Origin of the sequence: Effusibacillus pohliae DSM 22757, assembly GCF_000376225.1 — a bacterium.
GTDB classification, from domain to species: domain Bacteria; phylum Bacillota; class Bacilli; order Tumebacillales; family Effusibacillaceae; genus Effusibacillus; species Effusibacillus pohliae.
On the sequence record NZ_AQXL01000126.1, the window covers coordinates 38,866 to 62,644 of the forward strand.

The following is a 23,779-nucleotide window of genomic DNA, read 5'->3' on the forward strand; positions in this document are numbered from 1 at the left end:
ATTGGGATACGCTTTTTTTGCAAAGTTTGTTGCTGTTCCTTGACCTAAATTTACCATAGTTTTCGGGCATATGTCAGTACAACAATATGTACGAAAAGAGTCTTCAACAAAATTGGAGGAGGTCATTCGATGAAGCGATGGATCGCGGCTGTGCTGGTCGTCCTGTCCGCGCTGTTCACCGGACAACCGGTGTTCGCCGAACAGGCGCCCTTTCCGTACACCGTCCAACCGGGGGACACTGTCTGGCGGATCGCTCAGCGGTTTGAGGTTGGCATGGACGACATAATCGGACAAAACAGGCTGAAAAATCCGGATCTGATCTATCCCGGCCAGCGGTTGCTGATCCCGCGGCTCGATCCGAAAGTGAAAAGTTTTGAACAGCGCGTCATCCAGCTGACCAACCAGGCGCGGACGGCGCAAGGGTTGAAACCGCTGAGGTCGAATTGGGAGCTGTCGCGAATGGCCCGCCACAAATCGGAGGATATGCGGGATCGCGGATACTTTTCCCATCAAAGCCCCACGTACGGGTCGCCGTTTGATATGATGCGCGCATACGGAATTCCGTACCGGGCGGCCGGAGAAAATATTGCTGCGGGACAGCCAACGCCGGAAGAAGTGGTGAAAGCGTGGCTCGCTTCGCCGGGGCATCGGCGCAACATTATGAACCCCGCCTACACCGAAATCGGTTGCGGCGTCGCATTCGGCGGCAGCATGCGTATCTACTGGTCGCAGGAGTTCATCATGCGCTAAGCGGAAAAATCCGCGAATGCCTATCGAACATTCCTCCCTTCCTTCATAAATTGATACCAAACGATGCTTGTATCAAACAAGGGGAGGAACAAACGATGGTATCCGGACTCTTGCTGTACGCTCTTTGGCTGGTGTTGGCGGCGATCGGTCTGAATGTGTTGCTGGGCGTCATCCGGGCATTCATAGGGGGATCGTTTGATCTGGGCACATTCACCAATTTCCTCAAATCGGGCATCCTGTACAGCGTACTGCCGCTGTTGGTGATTGCCTACATGATGCCGATGGATCCGACCGGCTGGCTACTGCAGATCGCTTATTACGCCGGGGCGCTGGGCATCTTCCTGAAATATCTGGTCGATCTGCTGCAAAAACTGAAAAAATGAGCGTCTGCCAGGACGAACATTGCGCGCAGGGGTGCACTCCCCTTCCCTCGCAATGTTCGTTCTTTTTGTTTCATTTTCTGCGGTACGGGTTATGAATGAATCAAACGGCAGCGGCATAGCGTACTACCAAAGGGAAGGGACTCCGGATGCGTGTCCAAAGGCCTACAAAGCGGAGGGGGGAAACGAACATTGGCTGTAAATTCCATCCAGAGTCCCTTGCAGTTTTTCACTTTTAAAAGTAGACTGAAAAAAGGAAAACTCTATATGGAGATACTGGCGGGACTACCTTTTATTTCAGGCCGCTTGTCACGGAAGGCCGTTAGGAGGAATGAACGATGTTTCAGTGTCCGGTATGTGGCGAACTGATGGAGATCCTCACCAACTATCATTGCATGGCAAAGCATCACCTGACCAAAAAGGAACTGGTGGAAAAATACGGCGCTCCGAAATATGTATCTCCAACGATGAGTCGGGAAGTGCAAAATTGGATTCGTGAATCGACGATAATCACCCGCATGGATTTCGATATTGCGCAAGCGGCTGTGAGAAGCCAGCTGCGCCGCGGATAAAGGCAAACAACCGGGCCCTGTCTCCAGTTTGAGCAGGGTCTTTCAAATTTTGGCGTGTGGATTGATTTTCCTGCATACATATGACCATACTAAAATTGTGCTGGTTCGATCACCTTTAAGGGGACGGTGTGCAAGTTGCTGAATTTTGTTTCAGAACTGCAGAACGGTATTCATGTACATGTGCTGCCGACTTCCAAATTCAAGCTGAATACAATCGTTGTCACATTTCATACCGATCTGGAGGCAGCGAAAGTGACCTCACAGGCGATGCTGCCGCATGTATTGCTACGCGGTTCGCAGCAGCATCCGACCGCCGAGTCGATCCAGTTGGCGCTGTCCGATCTGTACGGGGCGACGCTGGCCGGAACGGTCTCGAAGAAAGGAGAACGGCAGATCGTCGAATTCCTGTTCAAGATCGCCAACGAAACGTACCTCAAGCAAGCGGAGCCGCTGTTGGAAAATGGATTTTCCCTGCTGGCGGAAGTCCTGTTTCAGCCGGTGCAGGAAGCGGGCGGTTTCAAGCCTGATTTTGTGGAAAAGGAAAAAGAGCAGCACGCGAAACGGATCGACTCGCTGCTCGACGACAAAATCGTCTATGCGGCCGAACGCTGTCTTGAGGAAATGACAAAAGGCGAACGGTTTTCGATCCCGAAACTCGGCCGCAAGTCGGACCTGGCTGGGATCGACGGGAAAAATCTGTTTTCCGTTTACCAGGAGCTTGTGCAGACGGCGCCGATGCACGTGTATGTGGTGGGAAATGTGCAGCCGGAACAGGTGATCGCTCTCGTGCAGAAGTATTTTCCGCAGACCCGGACGCCCAGAACCGAACTGTTGCCGACGCAAACGGACGTGCGGCCGCAGCAGGTGAAAGAGATCGTGGAGCGGCTGGATGTCAACCAGGGAAAATTGAACATCGGCCTGCGCACGAAAGTCACCCATGCGGACGATACATATCCCGCTTTGTTGATGTACAACGGAGTTCTCGGCGGTTTTCCGCACTCGAAGCTGTTCGTCAATGTACGGGAAAAAGCGTCGCTCGCCTATTACGCGTCCAGCCGACTTGAATCCTACAAAGGAATCCTCTACATCCAATCGGGCATCCAGATCGAAAACTATGAGAAAGCGCTGGAGATCATCAAAAAGCAGCTGGAAGAGATGAAAAACGGAAACATCACCGACACGGAACTGGAGTTCACGAAAAACGGCCTGATCAACTCGTTCCGTACCATTCTCGATTCACCGGAGAATTTGGTCGACATCCACACCGGCGGTCTCGTGTCCGGCCGGCAGCGGACGGTCGAGGAACTGATCCGGCTTGTCCAACAGGTGACAAAACAAGAGGTTGTGCAGATCGCAAACCAGGTGCAGTTGGATACGGTGTATTTTTTGCGCGACAAGAAAGAGGTGGCGGCCCATGCGTGAAATTCGATACGACCAATTGCAGGAAACATTGTATTACGAGCAGTTGGACAACGGACTAGAGGTCTACATCCTGCCGAAACCGGAGTTTCAACAGGCGTTTGCCACATTTTCCACCAAATACGGATCGATCGATCGCGAGTTTGTGGTGCCGGGCCAAAATCAGCAGATCGTTGTGCCGGACGGGATTGCCCATTTTCTCGAACACAAAATGTTTGAGGAGGAAGACGGCGATGTCTTTCGCGATTTTGCAAAATATGGCGCATCCGCCAACGCGTTCACCACGTTTGACATGACCACCTACCTGTTTTCTGCCACCGATCACCTGAAAGAGAATCTGGAGATCCTGCTTGATTTTGTCCAGCGGCCATACCTGACGGACGAGAACGTGGAGAAGGAAAAGGGCATCATCGGCCAGGAAATCCGTATGTATGACGACAATCCGGACTGGCGTTCCTATTTTGGCGTGTTGCAGGGGCTGTTCCAGGAACATCCGATCCGCATCGACATCGCCGGGACGGTCGAAAGCATCGGAAAAATCACGAAGGAATTGTTGATGGACTGCTACAGGACATTTTACCACCCGAGCAACATGCTGCTGTTTGCGGTGGGGCCTTTCAATCCGCAGGAAGTCATCCGGCTGGTGGCCGACAATCAGGCACGCAAACAGTTTTCGCCGCAAGGCGAGATTATCCGCAAATACCCGCAGGAGCCGGCGGAAGCGGCGAAGCCAAGGGTGGAAACCCGCTTGTCCGTGTCAATCCCGCGCTGCCTGTTCGGTTTTAAGGAAGTGAATCCCGGGGTGTCCGGCCGGGCGCTGCTGGAGCGGGAGATGGCGACAGCTGTCGGGTTCGATGCACTGTTTTCGCGCAGCGCCGAGCTGTTTAACCGTCTGTTTAACGAGGGATTGATCGACAAAGGATTCAGTTGGGAGTATGAAGTGACGACCGGATACGGTTTCTCGGTGATCGGGGGCAATACGAAAGACCCTGACCGGATGATGGAGATCATCAACGAGGAGTTGGACAAGGTGCGCCGGCAGGGGATTCCGGCGGACGCGTTTGCGATGAGCCGCAAGAAATTGATCGGCAAGTTTCTCGAAGGAATCGATTCGCCGCGCTATATCGCCCGCAACTTCACTTCCTACAAGTTCAAGGACGCCGATTTCTTCGATTCGATCACAGTGTTGGAGAAACTGACGCACGAGCAGGTAAACCGGCGGATAGCGGAGCATTTTCAACCGGCGGCGCAGACGGTGTCGGTTGTTCTGCCTAGTTCTCGGTAGCGCTGGGCTGCTGTTCCGTATAGTATAGATATGGGTTGGACCTACGGGCGAAAAACGGGAGCCTTGACCGAAATCTGTAGAAGATGGTTTCGCCCTGATAAAAAACAAAAATCATAAGGATATCGGGGAAATCGCTCTTGTAAATTGGGTTTAAGCAGGGCAAACTATGGACAGATGATTCTAGGATTGGTGGAGGACAACGGAATGCGGATTCATTTTACAGGTGTCAAAGGTTCGGGCATGAGTTCACTCGCTCAGATTTTCAAACTAAAAGGCCACGAGGTCACGGGAAGCGACGTGACGGAAACCTTTTTTACCGATAAGCTGCTGGAGCAGGCAGGTATTGAGGTGTTGCCGTTCCACCATGAGAATGTGCGGCAGGCGGACATCGTATGCGCATCCGCCGCATACAGTCTGGCGCACGTGGAATTGCAGGAAGCGAGCAGACGGCAGATTCCGATCCTGACTTATCCGATGCTCCTGGGGGCACTGACAAAGGAATACGAAACGATTCTGATCACCGGAACGCACGGCAAGACGACCACGACCGGACTGGTGGGGTCGCTCCTGGTGAATGCCGGCTTGGATCCGACGATCGTCGTCGGCTCTTATATTGAAACGCTGAAAAACAACGCGCGTTACGGGGCAGGCCGCCAACTGGTCGTGGAAGCCTGCGAATACAAACGGCACTTCCTGCATTACGAGGGCAAGGTGATGGTGGTCACCAACATCGATTTTGACCATCCCGATTACTTCCAGGACATTCAGGACACGTTCAACGCTTTCCAGGAGTGTGCAGCGAAACTGCCGGAGGATGGGGCCCTGATCGTCTGCGGCGACAACCTGGCACGCAACCTGCAGGCGCCTTGCCGCGTCATCTCGTACGGTCTGTCGGAGGAAAACGACGTGTACGCGGTGAAGAAAGGGCCCGGCCAGTTCAAGGTATACGTCCACGGTGAACATCTGGGTGACATGACAACGCCGCTCCTGGGCGAACACAACATTCAAAACGCGTTGGCGATGGTCGCGGTCGGTTTGTATTACAACGTGCCGTTTTCCGTGATGCAGCGGACGCTGACCGGATATGTCGGGGTGAAACGGCGGCTGGAGCTGAAGGGGCAGCTCAACCAGCATCTGGTGTTTGATGACTATGCCCACCATCCGACGGAAATTCGCGTGACGCTGCATGCCGTCAAAGAAAGTTATCCGCACGCGAACGTCGTGTCGATTTTCCAGCCGCACACCTACACCCGCACGAAAAAGCTGCTGAGCGAATTCGCGCAATCGTTCCAGGCGGCCGACTGGGTGGTGCTGACCGACATTTTCGCGTCCGAACGGGAGAAAGAAAAACTGATCGACATCTCCGATCTGGTGGAAGAAACGAAAAAACACCATCCGCGCGTCACGTACGTGCCGAAGGCGAAGCTGATCGACTGGCTGGAAGAGATGAGCCGGGTGGACGATGACCACGTGTTCCTCACGATGGGGGCCGGGGACATCTACAAAGAAGGGGAAAAAGTGCTGGAAAAACTGAAAATGTCTTCCTGAATCCCGACGCCGATCCTGGCGGATCGGTTTTTTGTTTTTGGCAGGGGAGATGAAACGATGAAGCAGTGGTTCAAACGTCTGTCCGGCGCTGTTCTGGCGGTGGTGGTGGTGCTGGCCATCAGCGCTCCGACGCCGCAGACTTTCGCCGCCCAGTCGGATCAGTCGGCGCTTCTGTCGCCTGCGGACAAGATTCTCAACATCGCCCACCGCGGCGCCTCCGGTCATGCGCCTGAGCATACACTGGCGGCTTACGAGAAGGCTGTCCAGATGAAGGCAGATTACATTGAAATCGATCTGCAGATGACAAAAGACGGCGTCCTGGTCGCGATGCACGATGAAACGCTGGACCGTACCACCAACGGAACGGGGTACGTGAAAGACCATACGCTGGCGGAGATCAAACGGCTGGACGCGGGGTCCTGGTTCAATCGGAAACATCCGGACAAGGCCAACCCCACTTATGTCGGGTTGCAGGTTCCCACCCTGGAAGAGATTTTGCAGACATTCGGACCTGAGGGGCACTATTATATCGAGACAAAGGAACCGGGGTTGTATCCCGGCATGGAGGAGGAACTGCTGCGGATTCTGGCCAAATACAAACTGACTGGACAAGATGGCCGTCCGCCGGACGTCATCATCCAGTCGTTCAGCCCGCACAGCCTGCAAAAAATTCATCGGCTGAATCCGGCGATTCCGCTGATCCAGTTGATGTGGTACGATCCGGCAACACCGGGCAAAGCAACGATCACCGATGCGGAGTTGAACCGGATCAAGCAATATGCGGTCGGCGTCGGGCCCAACTACCGCAAAATCGATCAGGCCTACGTGGTAAAAGTGCGCCGCCACGGATTGCTGATCCATCCGTACACGGTGGACGACGCAAAAGACATGAAGCGGCTTCTCGATTGGGGCGTGACCGGCCTGTTCACCGGCTATCCGGACGTGTTGCGAGACGTGTTGAAAAGCGGGAAAGTATAAGGAAGCAAATTTTTTTAAGCTAAGTTAGAATTTTTTATTGACTGACGGATGTTATATACAATATTATCTAGTTGTACACAGTAGCTTGAACATGGATTCGGAAAGTAACAGGCTCGAAAGCTGAAGTAACCGCGTCATATTAAGGTTTATTGGTCATAAAAAGTTGTTAATTTTTTTGCGAAAAAACTGGACACTGCATTCCTCTTGTCAAATGGTTAAAGCAACCTTACAAATAACCACGAGAGGAAGTGTCCTTAGCAACATGGTAACACAGACATCGAACCATGCGCCAGAACAAAAAACACGCCGTGAACGCCGAATCGAAATCCTCCAGGAGCGTCGTCGGATCAAGAAGATCGTGAAGAAGCTGCGACCCGTCACCTTAAGCCAACTGTATCTACAGGGCCGGAACGCTCGTCGATCATCTGCTGGACTGTGCGTTCTCGGTTACACGCGTTTTCAGCACATGAATGCGCTACAGTCGGATCCCGGTTACCAGATCATCATCGGTATCCGACCGTTTTCCTGACGAAAGCACCTTCCGCGGCTTCTTGAGCAAGCTCTCCTGGAGCCATCTGATTCAGCTTGTCGCCCTGAATCGGCCTAAATGAGATAAGCACCACGGTAACAGACAGCAAAGGCAATAAGCAAAAGATTACACACGGCGGTCAGGACAAGATTGCCAAAGAAAAAGGGAAGCCAAAACAAAACCCTAACAAAATCCTTACTGAAGATGAAAACAAATATGATATTATTGGTTATACTCTTAACGAGAATTCACCTCATAAGTTGTCTGTTGTGTCCATTTCCGTAACATCGGAAAATGGCAAATTGGAACCAAATGAAGGTCTTTTCTTACGGGAAATCTTGGATAACCTTTCTTACGTGATTGACAAAGCCAATAAAGCGAACAAGCCCACAACCTTTATAAAAAAGAATAGAGTTTTGGCAGGAAATAACGTCATTGTGGCGACGGCTCCTTATAGATTTGAAGCGTCGGCATATTATCAGAGACTTGGCCAAGAAGCTTTATTAGCTGGTAAAACGTTCACCGATTGGGTCTTGGAACAAAACAAAGATGAGACAGTTGCCGACTATGATTTCTTCCTGATTAAAGATTACACTACCATTCAAGGTTATAATGGTTGGTATGGTAAAAAGCTGAAGACAGACCACGACATCCCTTGGGACACTGATTACATCCTCGAATGGGGACCCAAAGACAGCAGTACAAGCCCTTATCAAGTTACATTTGGGTATCCGTTTAATGTACAATTGCAGTTCAGCATGAGCTCAAACCCGATAGTTGATGAAATGGGTTCTCAGCCTTATGATTACGGGCGTTGGGAGGTATATAAGAATTTTGGATATATTAACGGGGATCAATTTCAACCCGCAACAACTTGGAAATCATACGGTACTTGGGCGGATATGGATATCAGAGAATTTGGCAATTTCCAAAGATCCGATAGTGCGTATGGGCCTGCTGACAGCTCGATAAAGATAGACGTTAGTCACGATTATTAATAAAAAGGTGCGTTATGAAACAAATAGATAAGGATTTTTTGGATTGGGTGAAAACAATCAGCCTAGTTGTGATCGCTATTACGTCAGTGATTTATGTCTTTCAATTTGCTGATATAATTGAAATGTTGAAAAAAATAGTTATTGCTGTGGGAAATAGATAGCCCGCTTATCCAGGACAACAGAGGTCATTCGAGATACGTTTGGCCTGACAGAATTGGCAATCTGCTCCGGTATAATCAACCTGTTTGACACCGATACGGAGGGGGAGGCATATCAAAAACGGTATCCGGGGGCCGGTAATTTCCTGCCCCCATTCGTTAAGGATCCGGCTTCTTGGGAACGATTTGAAACCGGTTTCTGGCTCAATAGGAAAACACCTGAATCCGTGACGCTGTCCTCAAGTATCAGGCCAGGCTCCATTTTGTTTTGAATTTAATCCTTCGGTACTCGAATTTTGGCTCTGGATCACACACATTTCGTCCTTTGGATGGCGTCATGACCTGCGTGTTCCGTTAATGAAAAGCAGGCGAACTTTACAGCAGTTGTTCCTGCAGTTGAAAATAATTTTGTTATAGAGCCACCTAGTAAGCCCCCTGTCAGACAATATCATCCTGTGAAAGAAGGAAAGTAGTAGTTATAAATCTAATTATAAACTAGGTTTGCAACTTTTAGTTCCGTTAAGGGGGTATATATGCAAAAAGTTCTTATCACATTGCTACTAACGATTAGCGTGACCGGATGTAACCGACAAAATTCTTTGCCCAATGAGATTCTAGTCACTCTTCCTGCAATTGCGGTGGATGGAACCAAATGGGGTTTTGAAGCGAATAAAATGACAGGAAAAATTGATGAGCTAGTGATAGGCGAAGATGGAAAAAAGAAAGATTACAAGGTGGGTGATGAGATAAATATTAATGGTCAAAATTATTTAGTAAAAGAATTTCTGTACGATGAACATTATTTAGAGAACAAAAAAGGGGGAGTTATAGTTAAATTACAATCGAAAAAGTGATAAACAGGTGCTGATGCAGTTCACTACTTAGATTCCCATGAAAAACTACCCATCTCGTCTAAGGATCAACCGTCGGGATGTGTCTAGTTTCGGATGCGGGTAAGGGGGCTACACCAGTGTTTTTGGGTAGACCCCGTTGAACCCGAAGATCGTCAGCCTGCGGGATCAGTCACCTTGAACAACGCCTTGCACAACGGGTGCACAACAGAGAGTGGGCTACCAATCGATCTCGATCGCATACGCAACCGGGTCTTTCACGCCCGCTTCCTTGAACCCTTTGATGCGGAGTTGGCAGGAATCGCAGACGCCGCAGGCCGGGTCGGTGCCCTGGTAGCAGGAATGGGTCAGTTCCAAAGGCGCGTTCAACCGGCTGGCCAGGCGGACGATGTCCGCTTTCGTCAGATGCTGCAGCGGGGCCTCGATGCGGATGCCGTCGCCGTGCGCGCCCGCCACCGTGCCTTTGTTGATCACTTCCTGAAACGCCTCGATAAATTCCGGCCGGCAATCCGGGTAACCCGAATAATCCAGCGCGTTGACGCCGATGTAAATCGCTTCCGCGCCGATCGCTTCCGCGTAGGAAAGCGCCACCGCCAGAAACACGATATTGCGGGCCGGTACGTAGGTGGACGGAATTTCCGCCTGCATCTCGGCTTCCGTGCGGCCGACCGGAATGTCCTTGTCCGCGTCCGTCAGGGCCGAACCGCGGATGAGACCGTTCAGATCGGCGATGAAGTGGCGGTTCCCGCAGCCGTAGTGGGCGGCCACCCGCTTTGCTGATTCCAGCTCAATCGAATGTTTTTGTCCGTAAAAAAAGGTGAGCGGCCACAGCTCAAGCCCGCCGTCCTGGGCCACCGCCATGCAGGTGGTGGAATCCAGGCCGCCGGACAGGATGACCACCGCCTTATTTTTTGCTTGCATGCTCACACCCCCCGTAGCTGAGGATCCCAAACGATCTTGTGCAATTGCACCTGGAAGCGGGCGTCCAATCGGTCCTCCAGGACCCATTCAACCAGCTCGCGATACGTCAAACCCCCGAAAATCGGGGAAAAGATCAACCGGTACCCTTTCGCCGGGTCGAGATCGTAGTTGGCGATCAGCCGTTTCGACCACTCATAATCCTCCCGGTTGCCGACGACAAACTTGATCTCGTCCCGTTCCGGCACGATCCGCCGAAGATTGGCAAAATCCATCCGGTCCGACATGCCGGATGACGGCACTTTCATGTCGAGGATGAACCGTTGCCGGTCGTGCAGGCAAATTTTTGAGATGTCGATCGATCCGTCCGTTTCGATCGACACTTCGTAGTCTTCTGCCGCCAGCAGGTCGAGCAGCCGCTGCATCTCCTCGCGCGGCTGAATTAGCGGCTCGCCGCCGGTCAGACAGACCCGTTTGACGCCGTAGGAGCGAATCTTTTCCATGATCCCTTCCGGCGTATCCGGTTCTCCCTCATAGTAGGAATATTTGGTGTCGCAGTAGGTGCAGCGCAGATTGCAGCCGGTAAACCGGACGAACACGGTCGGCAGGCCGATCGAACTGGATTCCCCCTGAATCGAGAAAAAAATCTCATTCACTTTCACGGTCGAAATCCTCCCGCGTGATCTCCGCATAGCAGGTCGGCGTTTCCCACAAGCGGACGCGCTGCAACCGAACTGGCGGAGCCGCTTCCAGCTGTTTCAGGTAAGTGTCGATGATCCCAAAGAAAAAGACGACCATATTTTCGGCGGTCGTGTGAAACGGCAGCAGGTCGTTGAGAAACTGGTGATCGTACTTGGAGATGATCTGTTCGTTGACGATTTTCTTCAGATCGGTAAAATCGATCACGATCCCCCGATGATCGGTGCGGCCTTTCACTTCCACTTCCAGTTTATACGTATGGCCGTGCAGATTGGCGCATTTTCCGATATAATCGTCCAGCCGGTGGGCCGAGTCGAACGTGAAAATCTTGGTCACCGAGACTTGCTTCGTGTGAAACGGTTGCTTCCGGTCCACCGCAGAACCTCCTTTCCTCAGCGGCGTGCCGTGTGGTGCAGCGGCACAGTACCACTTGCCCCAGTGTCGGGATCCATTTTCCATAATAAACAAAAACAGGTGTGCTGTCGACTTCCGGTTGGTGCAGTGTTGTTCATCTGTGGCAAATCACCAACGACCAGATCTTCGAGATATTTCTTATGCGTAAATTCCGCCAGGCGAATCCGGTTGTACCGTGAAGCTTCCCGCCGGGCGTCACATTCCTTCTGCAGCAGGTGGGCCAGAAATTCCTCGTAACTTATATCCTGCTGCATCGCCTCCTGGACATACTCTTCGATATGTTTACGGATCATGGGCAGTTTCAATTCCTTGCTGTATTCGATGACCGCTTCAAGAGCGGTGGGCATTCTTGTAGGGCATCGTGTCAAACTTGAGATTATGAAAATGTCCTCCAAAGTGATTTACTTTTCGGCGTTCATAAGCGAAATTGAAACCCAGCAGAACGCCTTGAGCACAAATGATTGTTGCCACGAGCGCATCCATCAAATTTCACTCGGTTGTAAATGGCCACTGAAAAATCGACGGTTGTGGCCATTTTATTTCGTCAACATGGCCTGGTGAAAAATAAAAAATCCTCCCTGACGTCGAATGTTGTGGTGTTCCCACACATTATCAGGTACACTGGATGTAAACCGAATCAACCAGGGAACCGGGTGGAACTCCCGGGCGGACGCGCCACTGTGAAAGCCAGACCCCTGTTTCATTCTGGACAGATGACCCTCGCGAGCTGGGGTATCGGGTAATGGCGTCCCCTTTTCGCGAGTGAAAGGGGGATTTTCTTTTGGCATTGACCGTGATGGTGCAGGGAACGGCCAGCGATGCGGGGAAAAGTCTGCTGTGTACCGCGCTCTGCCGGATTTTTGCGCGGCGGGGATTTCGGGTGGCTCCTTTCAAATCGCAAAATATGGCGCTCAACTCCTACGTCACGGAGGACGGCAAAGAGATCGGGAGGGCGCAAGGCGTGCAGGCGGAAGCGGCCGGCGTGCGGGCGACCGTCGACATGAACCCGATTCTGCTGAAGCCGAAAGGCGACATGACCTCGCAGGTGGTGGTGCGGGGAGCGCCGATCGGCGACATGTCGGCGGTGGAGTATCGGCGGGACTATATCCCGACCGGTTTGCGGATCATTGAGGAGTCACTCGCCCGCTTGCAAGCCGATTTTGAGATGATCGTCATCGAAGGCGCCGGCAGCCCGGCCGAGATCAACCTGAAAGACCGCGACATCGCCAATATGCGAGTGGCAAAATTGGCGAACGCGCCGGTGCTGCTGGTGGCAGACATCGACCGGGGCGGGGTGTTCGCCTCGATCGTCGGGACGCTGGAGTTGCTGGATCCGGACGAACGGGAACGGGTGAAGGGGATTGTCATCAACAAGTTTCGCGGCGACGTTCAGCTGCTGCAGCCGGGCCTCGATTGGCTGGAAAAAAAGACGGGCATCTCTGTGCTCGGCGTCATCCCTTACCAGTGTAACCTGTATATCGAAAGTGAGGACTCGGTCGTGCTCGACCGGCTATCAGCCCCGTCGCAAACAAACGAGATCGACGTCGCGGTGATTCGGCTGCCGCACATTTCCAATTTTACCGATGTCGATCCGCTGCGGTTTGAGCCCGATGTGTCGATTCGCTTTGTGTCGGCTGCCGATCAGCTGGGGCAGCCGGACTTGCTGATTTTGCCGGGGACGAAAAATACGGTTGATGATCTGGTATGGCTGCAAACATCAGGGCTGGCCGAGCAGATCCGCGCGTTGCGGCCGAATACGCGAATCCTCGGCATCTGCGGCGGGTACCAAATGCTTGGCAAAAAGCTGTTTGACCCGGATCTGGTGGAGTCGAACGTGCCGGAAATGGCGGGCTTGGGGCTGCTCGATGTGACCACCCGATTTTTGCCAAACAAGACGACGGTCCAGGTGCGGGGCACTGTGCTGCCGCTCCCGGGATCGGCCGCCGCTCTGTCGGGGATGGCGGTCGAAGGGTACGAAATTCATATGGGGCAGTCGCAGCGCGGGAATGTGCAGCCGTTTGCCCGCTTGCTGCAGGCGGATCGGGAAAAAGAGGACGGAGCCGTCAACGCCGCCGGCACGGTGATCGGCACCTATCTGCATGGCATTTTGCACAACGACCAATGGCGCCGAACTCTCCTCGATGAAATTCGCAAACAAAAAGGGTTGCCGCCGATCGGCCGCACCACCTCCAACCATCGCAGGCGGCAGGAAGCGTTCGACCGGTGGGCCGACATCGTCGAGGCGGCGATCGACGTGGAAAAATTGTTGTCGATGATGCGGGAGTTTCAGTCACAAGCTGTAAGTGTACACTCATGATTCGGCCTCGTGCCAAGGAGGATTGGAAGATGAAAATCTATACCCGAACAGGCGACAAGGGGATGACCGGCCTCATCGGCGGTCGGGTGCGAAAAGATTCCGTGCGCGTGGAAGCGTACGGAACCGTCGATGAACTGAACTCATTGGTCGGCCAGGCGATCGCCCTGATGGATCGGTCGAAACACAAAGAGATGATCGACGATTTGACGGAAATCCAGCACGAATTGTTTGATGCGGGCAGCGACCTGGCTCTGGTGAAAGCGCCGGAAGGCATGCAGCTCCCGTACAAAATCACCGCCGACATGGTGACCCGCCTTGAACAGTGGATCGACCGGTACGATGCGGAATGTCCGCCAATCAAACGGTTTGTCCTGCCGGGAGGTACCCCTGTCTCTGCCGCGTTGCACGTCTGCCGTACGGTTGCCCGCCGCGCGGAACGTCGGGTGGTGACACTGGCCGAGCAGGAACCGATCAATGAAGAAGTGCGCCGCTATTTGAACCGCCTGTCCGATTTTTTCTTCGTGGCTGCACGGGCTGCCAACGTCCGGGAAGGTGTCGGCGACGTGGAATACAAACGGGGTGGCGAAGTGTTTCGGTGATGGCAAGTTCCAAAGCTGCGCCTGGGGGAGCCGGCGCCTCGGCAGTGTTCCGGTGATGACGAGTCCCCCTCCCTTGCCGCCGATTTGGCGGATGGGGCGGGGGCGATTTTTTTGCCGAAACAAAATTGGTTTTATGTCTACCCGTCCTCTGAATAGTATGGTAGTGGTTGAATGACTTCCCTATCAAACAAGCGGACGGACTGGCGATTCGCTGAGCGCCGCTTGGTTGGGGGCCTGTGAGGAGGAGGGGCCATGTTCGTCCACGTCGTCAAGTCGGGGGAAACCCTTTTTTCCATCGCCAACCGGTATGGGGGTACTGCGGAGCGGATTCGGGCAGCCAATGATTTGCAGGGGGATCAACTGATCCCGGGCATGAGCCTGTTGATTCCGGCCGGGCCGCGGTCGACGCTGGAACCGTACAAAATCCGGGAAGGCGACACGCTCGACACAATTTCCGGCCAGTTGGGAGTCCCGCCGCACATCATTCAGGCGGTCAACGAGCGGCTCGATGAACAGAACCTTGTGGCCGGTGAGACCATCTGGCTGCCGGTGCCGCTTCGTGCCGAGAAAACGATCGATGTGAACGCGTTCATGATTCCGACGGGCGGTGGTATCGATCAGGAAATTCTGCTGGATGCGGCCGACTGCCTGACGTATCTGTCGGTGTTTCATCGTTCCGTCAATCCGGATGGGACATTGTCCGACATTCCGGACGACAAACTGATCGACTGGGTGAAGGCGGAACATGTGGCGCCGCTTTTGACGGTCACCAATTTTGAGGGAGACAGGTTCAGTCCGGATCTGGCGCACGTCATTTTGCAGGATGCGAACATCCGCCGGCAGACGATCGAAAACATCGTGAATCTGGCCAAAACAAAAGGATATCAAGGCGTCAACATCGATTTTGAACATTTGCATCCGGAGGAGCGCGATTCGTTTAACTGCTTTGTCCGGGAGCTGGCGGAGGCGTCGGCGTCCGAAGGATTGCCAATCACCGTCACGCTCGGGCCGAAGACGGCGGATGACCCGAACAATCCTTGGATGGGCGCGTTCGACTACCGAACGCTGGGCGGCCTGGCTGACCGGGTGATCCTGATGACGTTTGAATGGGGCTGGGTGGGCGGCCCACCGATGGCGGTTGCCCCGCTGAATATGGTTCGCCGTGTGCTTGACTATGCGACCACGGTGATTCCTTCGGATAAAATTTTGATGGGCATTGCCCTGTACGGGTACAACTGGCCGACACCGTATGAAGAGGGGAACCGGGCGACCGGCATCTCGCCGAAAGCGGCTGTGGAACAGGCGATCCGCGCGAAAGGACACATCCATTTTCATGCCGAATCGGCGGCGCCCATGTTTATGTATCGCGGACCGCGCAATGAGATGCGGCAGGTGTGGTTTGAAGACGCCCGTTCCGTGCTGGCGAAATTTCACCTCGTGCGCGAGCTGGAACTGGGCGGGATCAGCTATTGGATGCTGGGCAATCCGTTCCCGCAAAACTGGACGCTCTTGCACTCGACGTTTCAGATTCGGAAACCGGACTAGCGAACCTCGTCCCGATTGGCTGGCAAAATTGGATCGGCCCATTGTGCATATTTTGTGTGCTGACCTGAGTGATTGCGACAAGTGATTGCGACAGGTTGACAAATGGGGAACGAAGTGCGTATACTAACAATCAAATCTTTCCTTTCGACAAATTGTTACGGAACATGCGCTGACGAGGAGCAGTATTCGTTCCAATCCTTGCAGAGAGCCAACGGGTGGTGGGAGTTGGCAGGAGCGGGCGAAGAAACTCGCCTCCGAGCTGTTACAGGGAAAGCCAGTACCTGTAACCGGATTGTCCCCGTTACCGGATCTCGAGTGGACAGGGAAACGTGCGTTCTCTGTCTAGTAGGGTGGTACCGCGGGAAGGCCATATGATTCCAACCTCTCGTCCCTAGCGTCAGGCTTTGGGGTGGGAGGTTTTCTTCATTTTTTTGATGGAACTGACGAGGAGGGAATGTCGATGAGCGAACGGAAGTACGAACCGGCGGAAATTGAGAGAAAATGGCAGAAATACTGGGAACAGTCGGGACTCCATAAAACGGTCGAAGCGTCCGGCCAACCTTATTACTACTGTCTGGAAATGTTTCCGTATCCGTCCGGCCGGCTGCATATGGGGCACGTGCGGGTGTATTCGATCGGGGATGTGGTGGCCCGTTTCAAGCGGATGCAGGGATACAACGTGCTGCATCCGATGGGCTGGGACGCGTTCGGGATGCCGGCGGAAAATGCGGCGATCAAGAACCAGAGCCATCCGGCGCCGTGGACGTTTGACAACATTGCGTTTATGCGCAACCAGCAGAAAGAATTGGGCGTTTCCTATGATTGGGAGCGGGAAGTGACCACCTGTTTACCCGATTACTACAAATGGACGCAGTGGTTGTTCCTGCTGTTTTACGAGAGGGGTCTGGCCTACAAGAAAAAAGGAGCGGTCAACTGGTGTCCGGAATGCGCTACGGTGCTCGCCAACGAGCAGGTGGAAGACGGCGAGTGCTGGCGCTGCGGCAGCGAGGTCGTGAAAAAAGACCTGGAGCAATGGTTCCTGCGCATCACCGATTACGCCGAGCGGCTGCTGAACGATCTGGACAAACTGTCCGGGTGGCCAGAACGGGTAAAAACGATGCAGCGCAACTGGATCGGCAAATCGCACGGCACCGAAGTGGTGTTTGCGGTGGACGGCCACGACGAAACGCTCACAGTGTTCACTACACGTCCCGATACGCTTTACGGCGTAACGTACCTGGTGGTGGCGCCCGAACATCCGGCGGTGGAACGGATTACGCAAACTTCACCGAGACGGGACGAGATCCGTGCATTTGTAGAGGAGGTACGGAAAAAATCGGAGATCGAACGGACCTCCGCCGACGCGGAAAAAATCGGACTGTTCACGGGCGAATACGCGATTCATCCGAAAACGGGCGAGCGGGTGCCGATCTGGATCGCCAACTACGTGCTCCCCGATTACGGGACGGGTGCTGTGATGGGAGTGCCGGCGCACGACGAACGCGATTTCGAGTTTGCAACGAAGTACAACCTGCCGATCAAAGTGGTCATCCAGCCGCAAGGCGAGCCGCTTGCACTGCCGCTGCAAGCCGCTTACACAGAGAAAGGCGTATTGGTCGACTCGCAAGAGTTCAGCGGTCTGCCAACGGTGGAAGCGATCGAAAAGATTTCGGAGAGTCTTGAACGGGAAGGAAAGGGCAAGCGCACCGTGTCCTACCGCCTGCGCGACTGGCTGATTTCCCGCCAGCGGTACTGGGGCTGCCCGATCCCGATCGTCTATTGCGAAGCCTGTGGAACGGTTCCCGTGCCCAAAGAACAGTTGCCGGTGCTGCTGCCGGATGAGGTGCAATTTGAAGTGGCCGGCAAATCGCCGCTGGCGACCAACGAATCGTTTGTCAACACCGCCTGCCCGGCCTGCGGCGGCAAGGCGACCCGCGAAACCGATACGATGGACACGTTTATTGACTCGTCCTGGTATTACTTGCGCTATACGTCGCCGCAGAAAGCGGACGGCCCGTTCGACTCGGAGGCGGTGAACCGCTGGTTGCCGGTCGACAAATACATTGGCGGCATCGAACATGCGGTGTTGCATTTGCTGTACTCCCGCTTCTTCACGAAAGTGTTGTACGACGCGGGTCTCGTCAATTTTGAGGAGCCGTTTGAAAGCCTGCTGACGCAGGGGATGGTGATCAAGGAAGGGGCCAAAATGTCCAAATCGAAAGGCAATGTCGTGTCGCCGGAAGACATCGTCGCCAAGTACGGAGCGGATACGGCGCGCACCTTCATTTTGTTTGCTGCACCGCCGGATCGTGACCTGGAATGGAGCGATCAGGGCGTGGAGGGAGCCCATCGCTTCCTCGGCCGCGTCTGGCGATTGGTGGAAACCCATGCGGACCGGTTTGCCGCCCGGACGGCCGCCGATCCTTCGCAACCTGCCGCCAGAAAGCTGTGGCAGCAGACCCATTTTGCCATCAAAAAAGTGACAGAGGACATCGGCGAACGGTACCAGTTTAACACGGCGATTTCTGCCATCATGGAGCTGGTCAACGCGATCCAGGCATACCCGCACAACGCGGACATGGGAGTGAAGCTGGATGCGATCGAGACGGTGATCCTGCTGCTGGCCCCGGTGGCACCGCATATTACGGAAGAACTGTGGCATCGGATCGGGCACCCGGAAAGCGTCCATCTGCAAAAATGGCCCGCGTTCGATCCGGCCGCCCTGGTGCAGGATGAGATCGAATACGCGATCCAGGTCAACGGGAAAGTGCGCGACCGTGTAGTGGTGGCGAAGGACGCAACGCAGGATGAAATTCGGGAACTGGTGCTGGCGCGGGAGAAGATCAAAGATGAGGTGGCAGGCAAACAGGTGAAGAAGTTTATCGTCGTCCCCGGCAAACTGGTGAATGTGGTCGTCGGGTAAACGCGGAACACGATTTTCTTGGAGTGCAAATGGCTAATGCCGGATGCACTCTTTTTTTCGGTAGTTGGAGATGCTTGCCCAGTCGTAACCGCGACTCCCGTTTTTCCATTCGTTTGGATGATAGCCGTTTCGGCGTTCCCCGGTTGCACATAGCGTAAAGCATGGTCCATCATGCGAAGAGGGGGAACTGTCCGAATGGAAAAAAAGGAACAACCGGTGTTCGGAATTATGTATCATGCAGGCGATTCCGATGCGGAGGGTGAACATTCACATGACATGTACCTGATCACTTGGGACGGACGCCCGTTGCACGTGCACAATTTTGCGGGAGTCACTTCATTTGACGTAGGGCATCGGCACCGGTACGCGGGAACCACCCAACCAGCGCCGAGCGGTGTCCCGCATACGCACGGTTATTACACAATCACATCATTTGACGACGGGCACATGCATGTGATCCGGGGGGTGACCGGTCCGGCGATTCCCGCACCGGGCGGCGGCCATTACCATTTGTTTGAAGGCGTCACCACGGTGAGCGGCCGCATTCCCCATACCCATTATTACAGCGGCCGGACCACCGCTTCGCTTTGACCGTTCTCAACTCATCCCCTCTGATCGAAACAGAGGGGATTTTTTGTAGAAAAAATTGCATCCGGCAGCGCGGATGCTCCAATCCCAATCATCAGTTTTTCCCACCGCCCTGGCTCTGCGACGGGGCCGTTCTGTTTTGGAGATCCAGAAAATCCTTGTAGCTCCGAATCAGCGGCACTGATCGCGAGGGAGTGAAGGGAATGTATTTGAGCGCATGGGAAGTGTTGAACAATACGACACGGTCGGATGGAGAGAGAAATCCGGTTTCCCGTAGCCGCAGCAGCCCTGCAAGAGTGGCTGCCCCCTCCGGGGAGGAGGAGATGCCGTGAGCGCCGAGCGTTTTTTGCGCGGATGCGATTTCCTCCGCTGTTACGGCAAGCGCCGTGCCGTTCGTTTCGCGTAGGATCGACACGATCAGATTGCCGTCTGGCGGATGGGAAACGCGCATCCCCGTAGGGTTGGACGTGATGGGACCGGTGGGCGGCTGCACGAAAGCACGATGCAGGCCGATTGCCTCGACGATCGGCTGGCAGCCCGCTTCCTGCACGCTCACGAGCCGCGGCAGGTCGCCTTGCACGAACCCCATTTGCCGCATTTCTTGAAACGCTTTCCATAACCCGATGATGCCTGAGCCGCCGCCTGTCGGGTAGACGATTACGTCAGGCAGGCGCCAATCGAGTTGTTCGGCGATCTCCCATCCCATCGTTTTCTTGCCTTCCACCCGGCCGGGCTCTTTTAACGTACCGACGTTAAACCAGCCTTGTTCCGCTTTGCCTTCCGCGATGATTTGCGCCGCGTCATGAATCAGTCCTTCCACCAGACAGGTATGTGCACCGTAGTGAATGCATTCCTCCACAATCATGCCCGGACAGTCTTGCGGAATCAGTACGTACGCTTCGATTCCCGCACGGGCTGCATAAGCGGCGAGAGCAGCCGCTGCATTTCCGTTTGAGGGGACGGCCGCTTTGCAAATGCCCCGTTCCTGCAACAGCGAAACGGCGGCGGAAAATCCGCGGGACTTGAAGCTGCCCGTCGGATTTTGTTCTTCCCGTTTGACCCGCAAGTCTGCAATCGACAGTTGCTGCTCCAGGCGGTTCAGGCGAACCAGCGGAGTGCAGCCTTCCCCCAACGAAACGATCGACTGCAGGTTCCTGACGGGCAACACCTCATGATACCGCCACATCGAGCTCGAACGGGTGGCGAGCGACTCTTTTGTCAATGTCCGGCCGGCTTGTTCCAGGTCATATTCGACCAGCAGGGCACCGCCGCATTCACATTGTCCCTGCAGGCTGTCGATCGGTTGTTTGCGGGAACAACGGGAGCAAGTTAACCAACAATCCTTCACTGATGAACCTCCTTGCAGCAGAATCAACAGGCAGTCGCGGTGCATTCTTCTCCAGAATATACAACCATTCCGAAAATGAAACGGCTGCCGTCCAGCTCCTTTTGGCAAACCGGGCGGTATGCTTGCCGGCACAAGCCCGATTTTTTGGCAGAGAAAGGCGGAACGACAGAAACTGTCATACTGTAAAATGACTGCCGCGAACCGTTTGCAACATCATCAAACGGGGGAAGGGGAGCGTGAGCTGAAGCGATGCAACGGCTGATGTGCAAAGCGAAAATCCACCGGGCGACTGTCACCGAGGCTGAACTGCATTATGTGGGAAGCATCACGATCGATTCGCTTTTAATGCAGGCGGCGGACATCCGTCCCTACGAAATCGTGCAAATCACCAGTCTGCAAAACGCCACCCGCTGGAAAACGTACGCGCTGCCGGCGCCGGCCGGGTCGGGGAAAATCTGCCTGAACGGTCCGCCCGCCCATCTGTTTCAACCGGGCGATTTGGTGATCATCCTGAGCATGGGGGTCTTTGACGAGGCAGAGCTGGCCGCTTTGAAGCCGAAGGTAGTGTTTGTCGACTCGCAGAATGCGATCGTCCGCGTGGAAGAACATACGACCGGTTTGCCGGAAGACGAAACTACGGGATCCTGCGGCTGAGGATCCCGTAATTTTTTCACGCGGTCACGGGCGGCGGTTGATGCGGAAAGGGGCTGGCAACGTCAACGTCGGGTGGCAAGATAATGGGCAAATTCGGCGAACGCCCGGTATGATTTTTGCTGCATGGCGGGTGTCAGCAGCGAGCGCGCCGGTTTTGTGTTCAACTCGATCATCCACACCTTGCCGTTCACGTCAACCCCCATGTCAAATCCCAAAATCGCCAATGTCGGCAGCCGTTTGGACCATACACCGGCGATGCGGAGCACGGCCGTTTCCAGCCGGTGGAGCGGGATCGTTTTGCCGTGCCGGCTAGCCCATTCAGTCAACCAGTCGAGGCTGGTTTTGCGGCCGCCCGCCACCAGATTGGTCACCACGCCGCCGACGGCAGCGATCTTCGGGACGATGCCGATAACCATCCATTCTCCATCGGCTGTCCGCTGGACAACGACGCGGAAGTCCAGCTGTCCGCCGTCGACCTGCATCAGCCGCAACGCTTGCTGCACGATGTGGCGGGAGCGCAGCCGATGCCGCAACCAGCGGCGCAGCTGCGGTTCGGCCATCGATTTTTTGAAGCACACCCGTGTGCCGTGCAGCCGGTCGATTTCCACGTGATACAGGCCGTTTTCCATCTTGGCAATGCGCGTGACACCTTGTCCGCCGTAGCCGCCTGCCGGTTTCACATAAACGGTCTGGAATCGGTTCAGCAGATCGAATACATCTTGCGGATCACGGGCGTGCCGGGTAACGGGCAGGCAGCTTGCGGTTTCCGGGATCCGTTGCAGAATCCGGTGGACGATCCATTTGTTCGGTACATAGGGGTTAAACAACGGAATCCGCCGGCGTCGGCAAATCCTGCGCAAGCGGATTGTTTTTCCGCGATTGACGAGATGTACAAACACGTTGTCATACACGACATCGGGAAGCGGCATGGTTTTTCGCACCCACTTTTCATCCGCCTTGCCGATTTGCCGGCCGATCCAGCCTTTGATGTGATCGGCATGAAAATCGTCCGGGTGCACGAGGATCGGGACCATCCCCATTTTTTCCGTTTCCAGTGCCATCATTCGAAATGAATGCGGCGGCCGCGGCGGGCCGGTTCCTTTCCGGCGGGGAACCAGCGTTGTGACGATTGCAAAGCGAATCACCTGGTTCAGAGTCCTCCCTTTCTATTTTGGCAGTCGTCACACTATATGTCGAACTTGGTGAGATGTTCATCGGTAAGGATTGTTGCGGCCCCTTTTTTCCTGTAACCTGTTGGTAGCAGGATCGGCGGATTCGAGGTGAACGGGTTGCGACTGCAAAAATGCGTTCGTTTGTTGCGCAAAATCACGGTTGTGTGCACGATCGGCGGTTTGCTGTACGGAGCTTGGCAGTATGTCTCGATTGAGCGGTTCGGCGCTGCGATTCAGCCGAGGAAAGCGGATGTGATCATCGTCCTCGGCGCACAGGTTTGGGGGTATGAGCCAAGTCCCTCGCTCAGGGAAAGGTGTGACTGGGCGTACGATTTGTACAAGCAGGGCTATGCGCTGAAGATGATATTGTCCGGCGGGCACGGATCGGGGTACGTGTCGGAAGCGGAAGCGATGCGCAGGTATCTGGAGCGGAAAGGCGTGCCGGGTGATGCCATGTTGCTTGAGGACCAATCGAACTCCACCCGCACGAACTTGCAGTACTCGCAACGGATCATGCAGCGGGAGGGAATGAAAACGGCGATTCTCGTAACCAACCGGTTTCATCAAAAAAGGGCGCAACTGATCGCCAGGCAACTGGGGATGGAGACCAGCGGCTATGCCGCCAAAAGCGAGGCGTTGTTCGAGCCGTATTGGGTGCTGCGGGAAGTCGCGGCGATTACAAAAGAAAAGCTGTGGGAATAAGTATGAATGAACAAAAAATTTTGGAAGATAAGTCAATAAATGATAAAGGGGAGGAAAAAATGAAACGACTTATCCAAACGAAATGGGTTGCAATATTTCCTAGTTGTTGTTGTAGGTGCCCTGATTGTATCATTCACTGTTTCGGATAATCAAAATGATGTCCTTGCAAATGGCAATCAAGTCGCTATGCAAGCTGGTGACAAATTGGGGACCAAAAAAGTTGAATATATAAAAATGCAGTCGAAAAATGGGGATTATGAGGAGCACTGCGGGACCTCGAAAACTTGCGTGAACGCCACAATACCTATCGGGCTGATGGTACTTTAGTATCCTCGGTTCTTGTGACAAATGGCGGGAAAACCGTTATTTCGCTCGGCCTGGAAAACGGGGTGTTGGAAGGAGCCGCTTGGCAGCTTGACGACAAGACCTTTT

General features: G+C 54.3%; 22 protein-coding genes, 1 pseudogene and 1 other annotated feature. Of the genes and pseudogenes, 17 read left to right on the plus strand and 6 right to left on the minus strand.

Translation table 11 applies throughout. The annotated features are described in order from the left end of the window. Window positions 1-129: 129 nt before the first annotated feature. The 10 genes and pseudogenes from C230_RS0112270 to C230_RS0112315 all read left to right on the plus strand — a co-directional run bounded on the left by C230_RS0112270 (window position 130) and on the right by C230_RS0112315 (window position 9,471). Entirely contained in the window at window positions 130-750 is a 621-nt protein-coding gene (locus C230_RS0112270) for a CAP domain-containing protein (protein WP_018132336.1), read from the plus strand. 95 nt (window positions 751-845) lie between these two features. Then, window positions 846-1,133 (plus strand): hypothetical protein, encoded by a 288-nt coding sequence (locus C230_RS0112275; RefSeq protein ID WP_018132337.1) that lies wholly within the window; start codon window positions 846-848, stop codon window positions 1,131-1,133. 335 nt (window positions 1,134-1,468) lie between these two features. Further along, entirely contained in the window at window positions 1,469-1,702 is a 234-nt protein-coding gene (locus C230_RS0112280; RefSeq protein ID WP_018132338.1) for a hypothetical protein, read from the plus strand. A gap of 135 nt (window positions 1,703-1,837) precedes the next feature. After that, window positions 1,838-3,124 carry an EF-P 5-aminopentanol modification-associated protein YfmF gene (gene yfmF, locus C230_RS0112285; RefSeq protein ID WP_018132339.1) on the plus strand — a complete coding sequence of 429 codons (1,287 nt, stop codon included), beginning with the start codon at window positions 1,838-1,840 and terminating at the stop codon, window positions 3,122-3,124. Continuing rightward, entirely contained in the window at window positions 3,117-4,406 is a 1,290-nt protein-coding gene (gene yfmH, locus C230_RS0112290) for an EF-P 5-aminopentanol modification-associated protein YfmH (RefSeq protein ID WP_018132340.1), read from the plus strand. The genes yfmF and yfmH overlap by 8 nt, the downstream gene beginning before the upstream one ends. Window positions 4,407-4,610: 204 nt before the next feature. Next, window positions 4,611-5,954 (plus strand): UDP-N-acetylmuramate--L-alanine ligase, encoded by a 1,344-nt coding sequence (gene murC, locus C230_RS0112295; protein ID WP_018132341.1) that lies wholly within the window; start codon window positions 4,611-4,613, stop codon window positions 5,952-5,954. Window positions 5,955-6,011: 57 nt separating this feature from the next. After that, window positions 6,012-6,932, plus strand: a complete 921-nt coding sequence (locus C230_RS0112300; RefSeq protein ID WP_018132342.1) for a glycerophosphodiester phosphodiesterase — start codon at window positions 6,012-6,014, stop codon at window positions 6,930-6,932. 262 nt (window positions 6,933-7,194) lie between these two features. Beyond that, a pseudogene (locus C230_RS22040) lies at window positions 7,195-7,534 on the plus strand (IS1380 family transposase); the annotation flags it as partial. Between the two features lie 229 nt (window positions 7,535-7,763). Next, window positions 7,764-8,459: a hypothetical protein gene (locus C230_RS0112305; protein WP_018132343.1), complete on the plus strand. Its 696-nt coding sequence runs from the start codon at window positions 7,764-7,766 to the stop codon at window positions 8,457-8,459. 691 nt (window positions 8,460-9,150) lie between these two features. Beyond that, window positions 9,151-9,471, plus strand: a complete 321-nt coding sequence (locus C230_RS0112315) for a hypothetical protein (RefSeq protein ID WP_018132345.1) — start codon at window positions 9,151-9,153, stop codon at window positions 9,469-9,471. A gap of 216 nt (window positions 9,472-9,687) precedes the next feature. On the opposite strand, the gene queC is transcribed toward C230_RS0112315, so the two are convergent. From queC to C230_RS0112335, 4 genes are read right to left on the minus strand one after another with little or no spacing between them, the layout of a single operon-like run. Then, on the minus strand, window positions 9,688-10,389 hold the full coding sequence (queC, locus tag C230_RS0112320) for a 7-cyano-7-deazaguanine synthase QueC (protein ID WP_018132346.1): 702 nt from the start codon (window positions 10,387-10,389) through the stop codon (window positions 9,688-9,690). A gap of 2 nt (window positions 10,390-10,391) precedes the next feature. Continuing rightward, a complete protein-coding gene (locus C230_RS0112325) occupies window positions 10,392-11,048 on the minus strand; it encodes a radical SAM protein (RefSeq protein ID WP_018132347.1) in 657 nt (218 codons plus the stop codon). Then, on the minus strand, window positions 11,035-11,460 hold the full coding sequence (gene queD, locus C230_RS0112330; RefSeq protein ID WP_018132348.1) for a 6-carboxytetrahydropterin synthase QueD: 426 nt from the start codon (window positions 11,458-11,460) through the stop codon (window positions 11,035-11,037). Before queD ends, C230_RS0112325 begins: the two co-directional genes overlap by 14 nt. A gap of 17 nt (window positions 11,461-11,477) precedes the next feature. Next, complete coding sequence (locus C230_RS0112335) at window positions 11,478-11,846, minus strand: ATP-binding protein (RefSeq protein ID WP_018132349.1); 369 nt, start codon at window positions 11,844-11,846, stop codon at window positions 11,478-11,480. Between the two features lie 449 nt (window positions 11,847-12,295). Between C230_RS0112335 and C230_RS0112340 the strand changes: the two genes are divergently transcribed. The 5 genes from C230_RS0112340 to C230_RS0112360 all read left to right on the plus strand — a co-directional run bounded on the left by C230_RS0112340 (window position 12,296) and on the right by C230_RS0112360 (window position 19,474). Continuing rightward, window positions 12,296-13,816, plus strand: a complete 1,521-nt coding sequence (locus C230_RS0112340) for a cobyric acid synthase (RefSeq protein WP_040393521.1) — start codon at window positions 12,296-12,298, stop codon at window positions 13,814-13,816. A gap of 29 nt (window positions 13,817-13,845) precedes the next feature. Next, a complete protein-coding gene (locus C230_RS0112345; RefSeq protein WP_018132351.1) occupies window positions 13,846-14,415 on the plus strand; it encodes a cob(I)yrinic acid a,c-diamide adenosyltransferase in 570 nt (189 codons plus the stop codon). Between the two features lie 252 nt (window positions 14,416-14,667). Beyond that, entirely contained in the window at window positions 14,668-15,960 is a 1,293-nt protein-coding gene (locus tag C230_RS0112350; RefSeq protein WP_018132352.1) for a glycosyl hydrolase family 18 protein, read from the plus strand. A 160-nt stretch (window positions 15,961-16,120) separates the two neighbouring features. Beyond that, window positions 16,121-16,356: a binding site (T-box leader), on the plus strand. Between the two features lie 64 nt (window positions 16,357-16,420). Beyond that, window positions 16,421-18,883 (plus strand): leucine--tRNA ligase, encoded by a 2,463-nt coding sequence (gene leuS, locus C230_RS0112355; protein ID WP_018132353.1) that lies wholly within the window; start codon window positions 16,421-16,423, stop codon window positions 18,881-18,883. 195 nt (window positions 18,884-19,078) lie between these two features. Further along, a complete protein-coding gene (locus C230_RS0112360; protein WP_018132354.1) occupies window positions 19,079-19,474 on the plus strand; it encodes a YmaF family protein in 396 nt (131 codons plus the stop codon). Window positions 19,475-19,565: 91 nt separating this feature from the next. On the opposite strand, the gene C230_RS0112365 is transcribed toward C230_RS0112360, so the two are convergent. Beyond that, entirely contained in the window at window positions 19,566-20,819 is a 1,254-nt protein-coding gene (locus C230_RS0112365) for a threonine synthase (RefSeq protein ID WP_018132355.1), read from the minus strand. Window positions 20,820-21,068: 249 nt separating this feature from the next. Here C230_RS0112365 and panD point away from each other — a divergent pair, with 249 nt between their 5' ends. Continuing rightward, complete coding sequence (gene panD / locus C230_RS0112370; protein ID WP_018132356.1) at window positions 21,069-21,473, plus strand: aspartate 1-decarboxylase; 405 nt, start codon at window positions 21,069-21,071, stop codon at window positions 21,471-21,473. Window positions 21,474-21,535: 62 nt separating this feature from the next. On the opposite strand, the gene C230_RS20305 is transcribed toward panD, so the two are convergent. Next, complete coding sequence (locus tag C230_RS20305; protein WP_018132357.1) at window positions 21,536-22,618, minus strand: YheC/YheD family endospore coat-associated protein; 1,083 nt, start codon at window positions 22,616-22,618, stop codon at window positions 21,536-21,538. 135 nt (window positions 22,619-22,753) lie between these two features. On the opposite strand from C230_RS20305, the gene C230_RS20310 reads away from it, so the two are divergent. Beyond that, window positions 22,754-23,347 carry a YdcF family protein gene (locus tag C230_RS20310; RefSeq protein WP_018132358.1) on the plus strand — a complete coding sequence of 198 codons (594 nt, stop codon included), beginning with the start codon at window positions 22,754-22,756 and terminating at the stop codon, window positions 23,345-23,347. Window positions 23,348-23,779 lie beyond the last annotated feature (432 nt).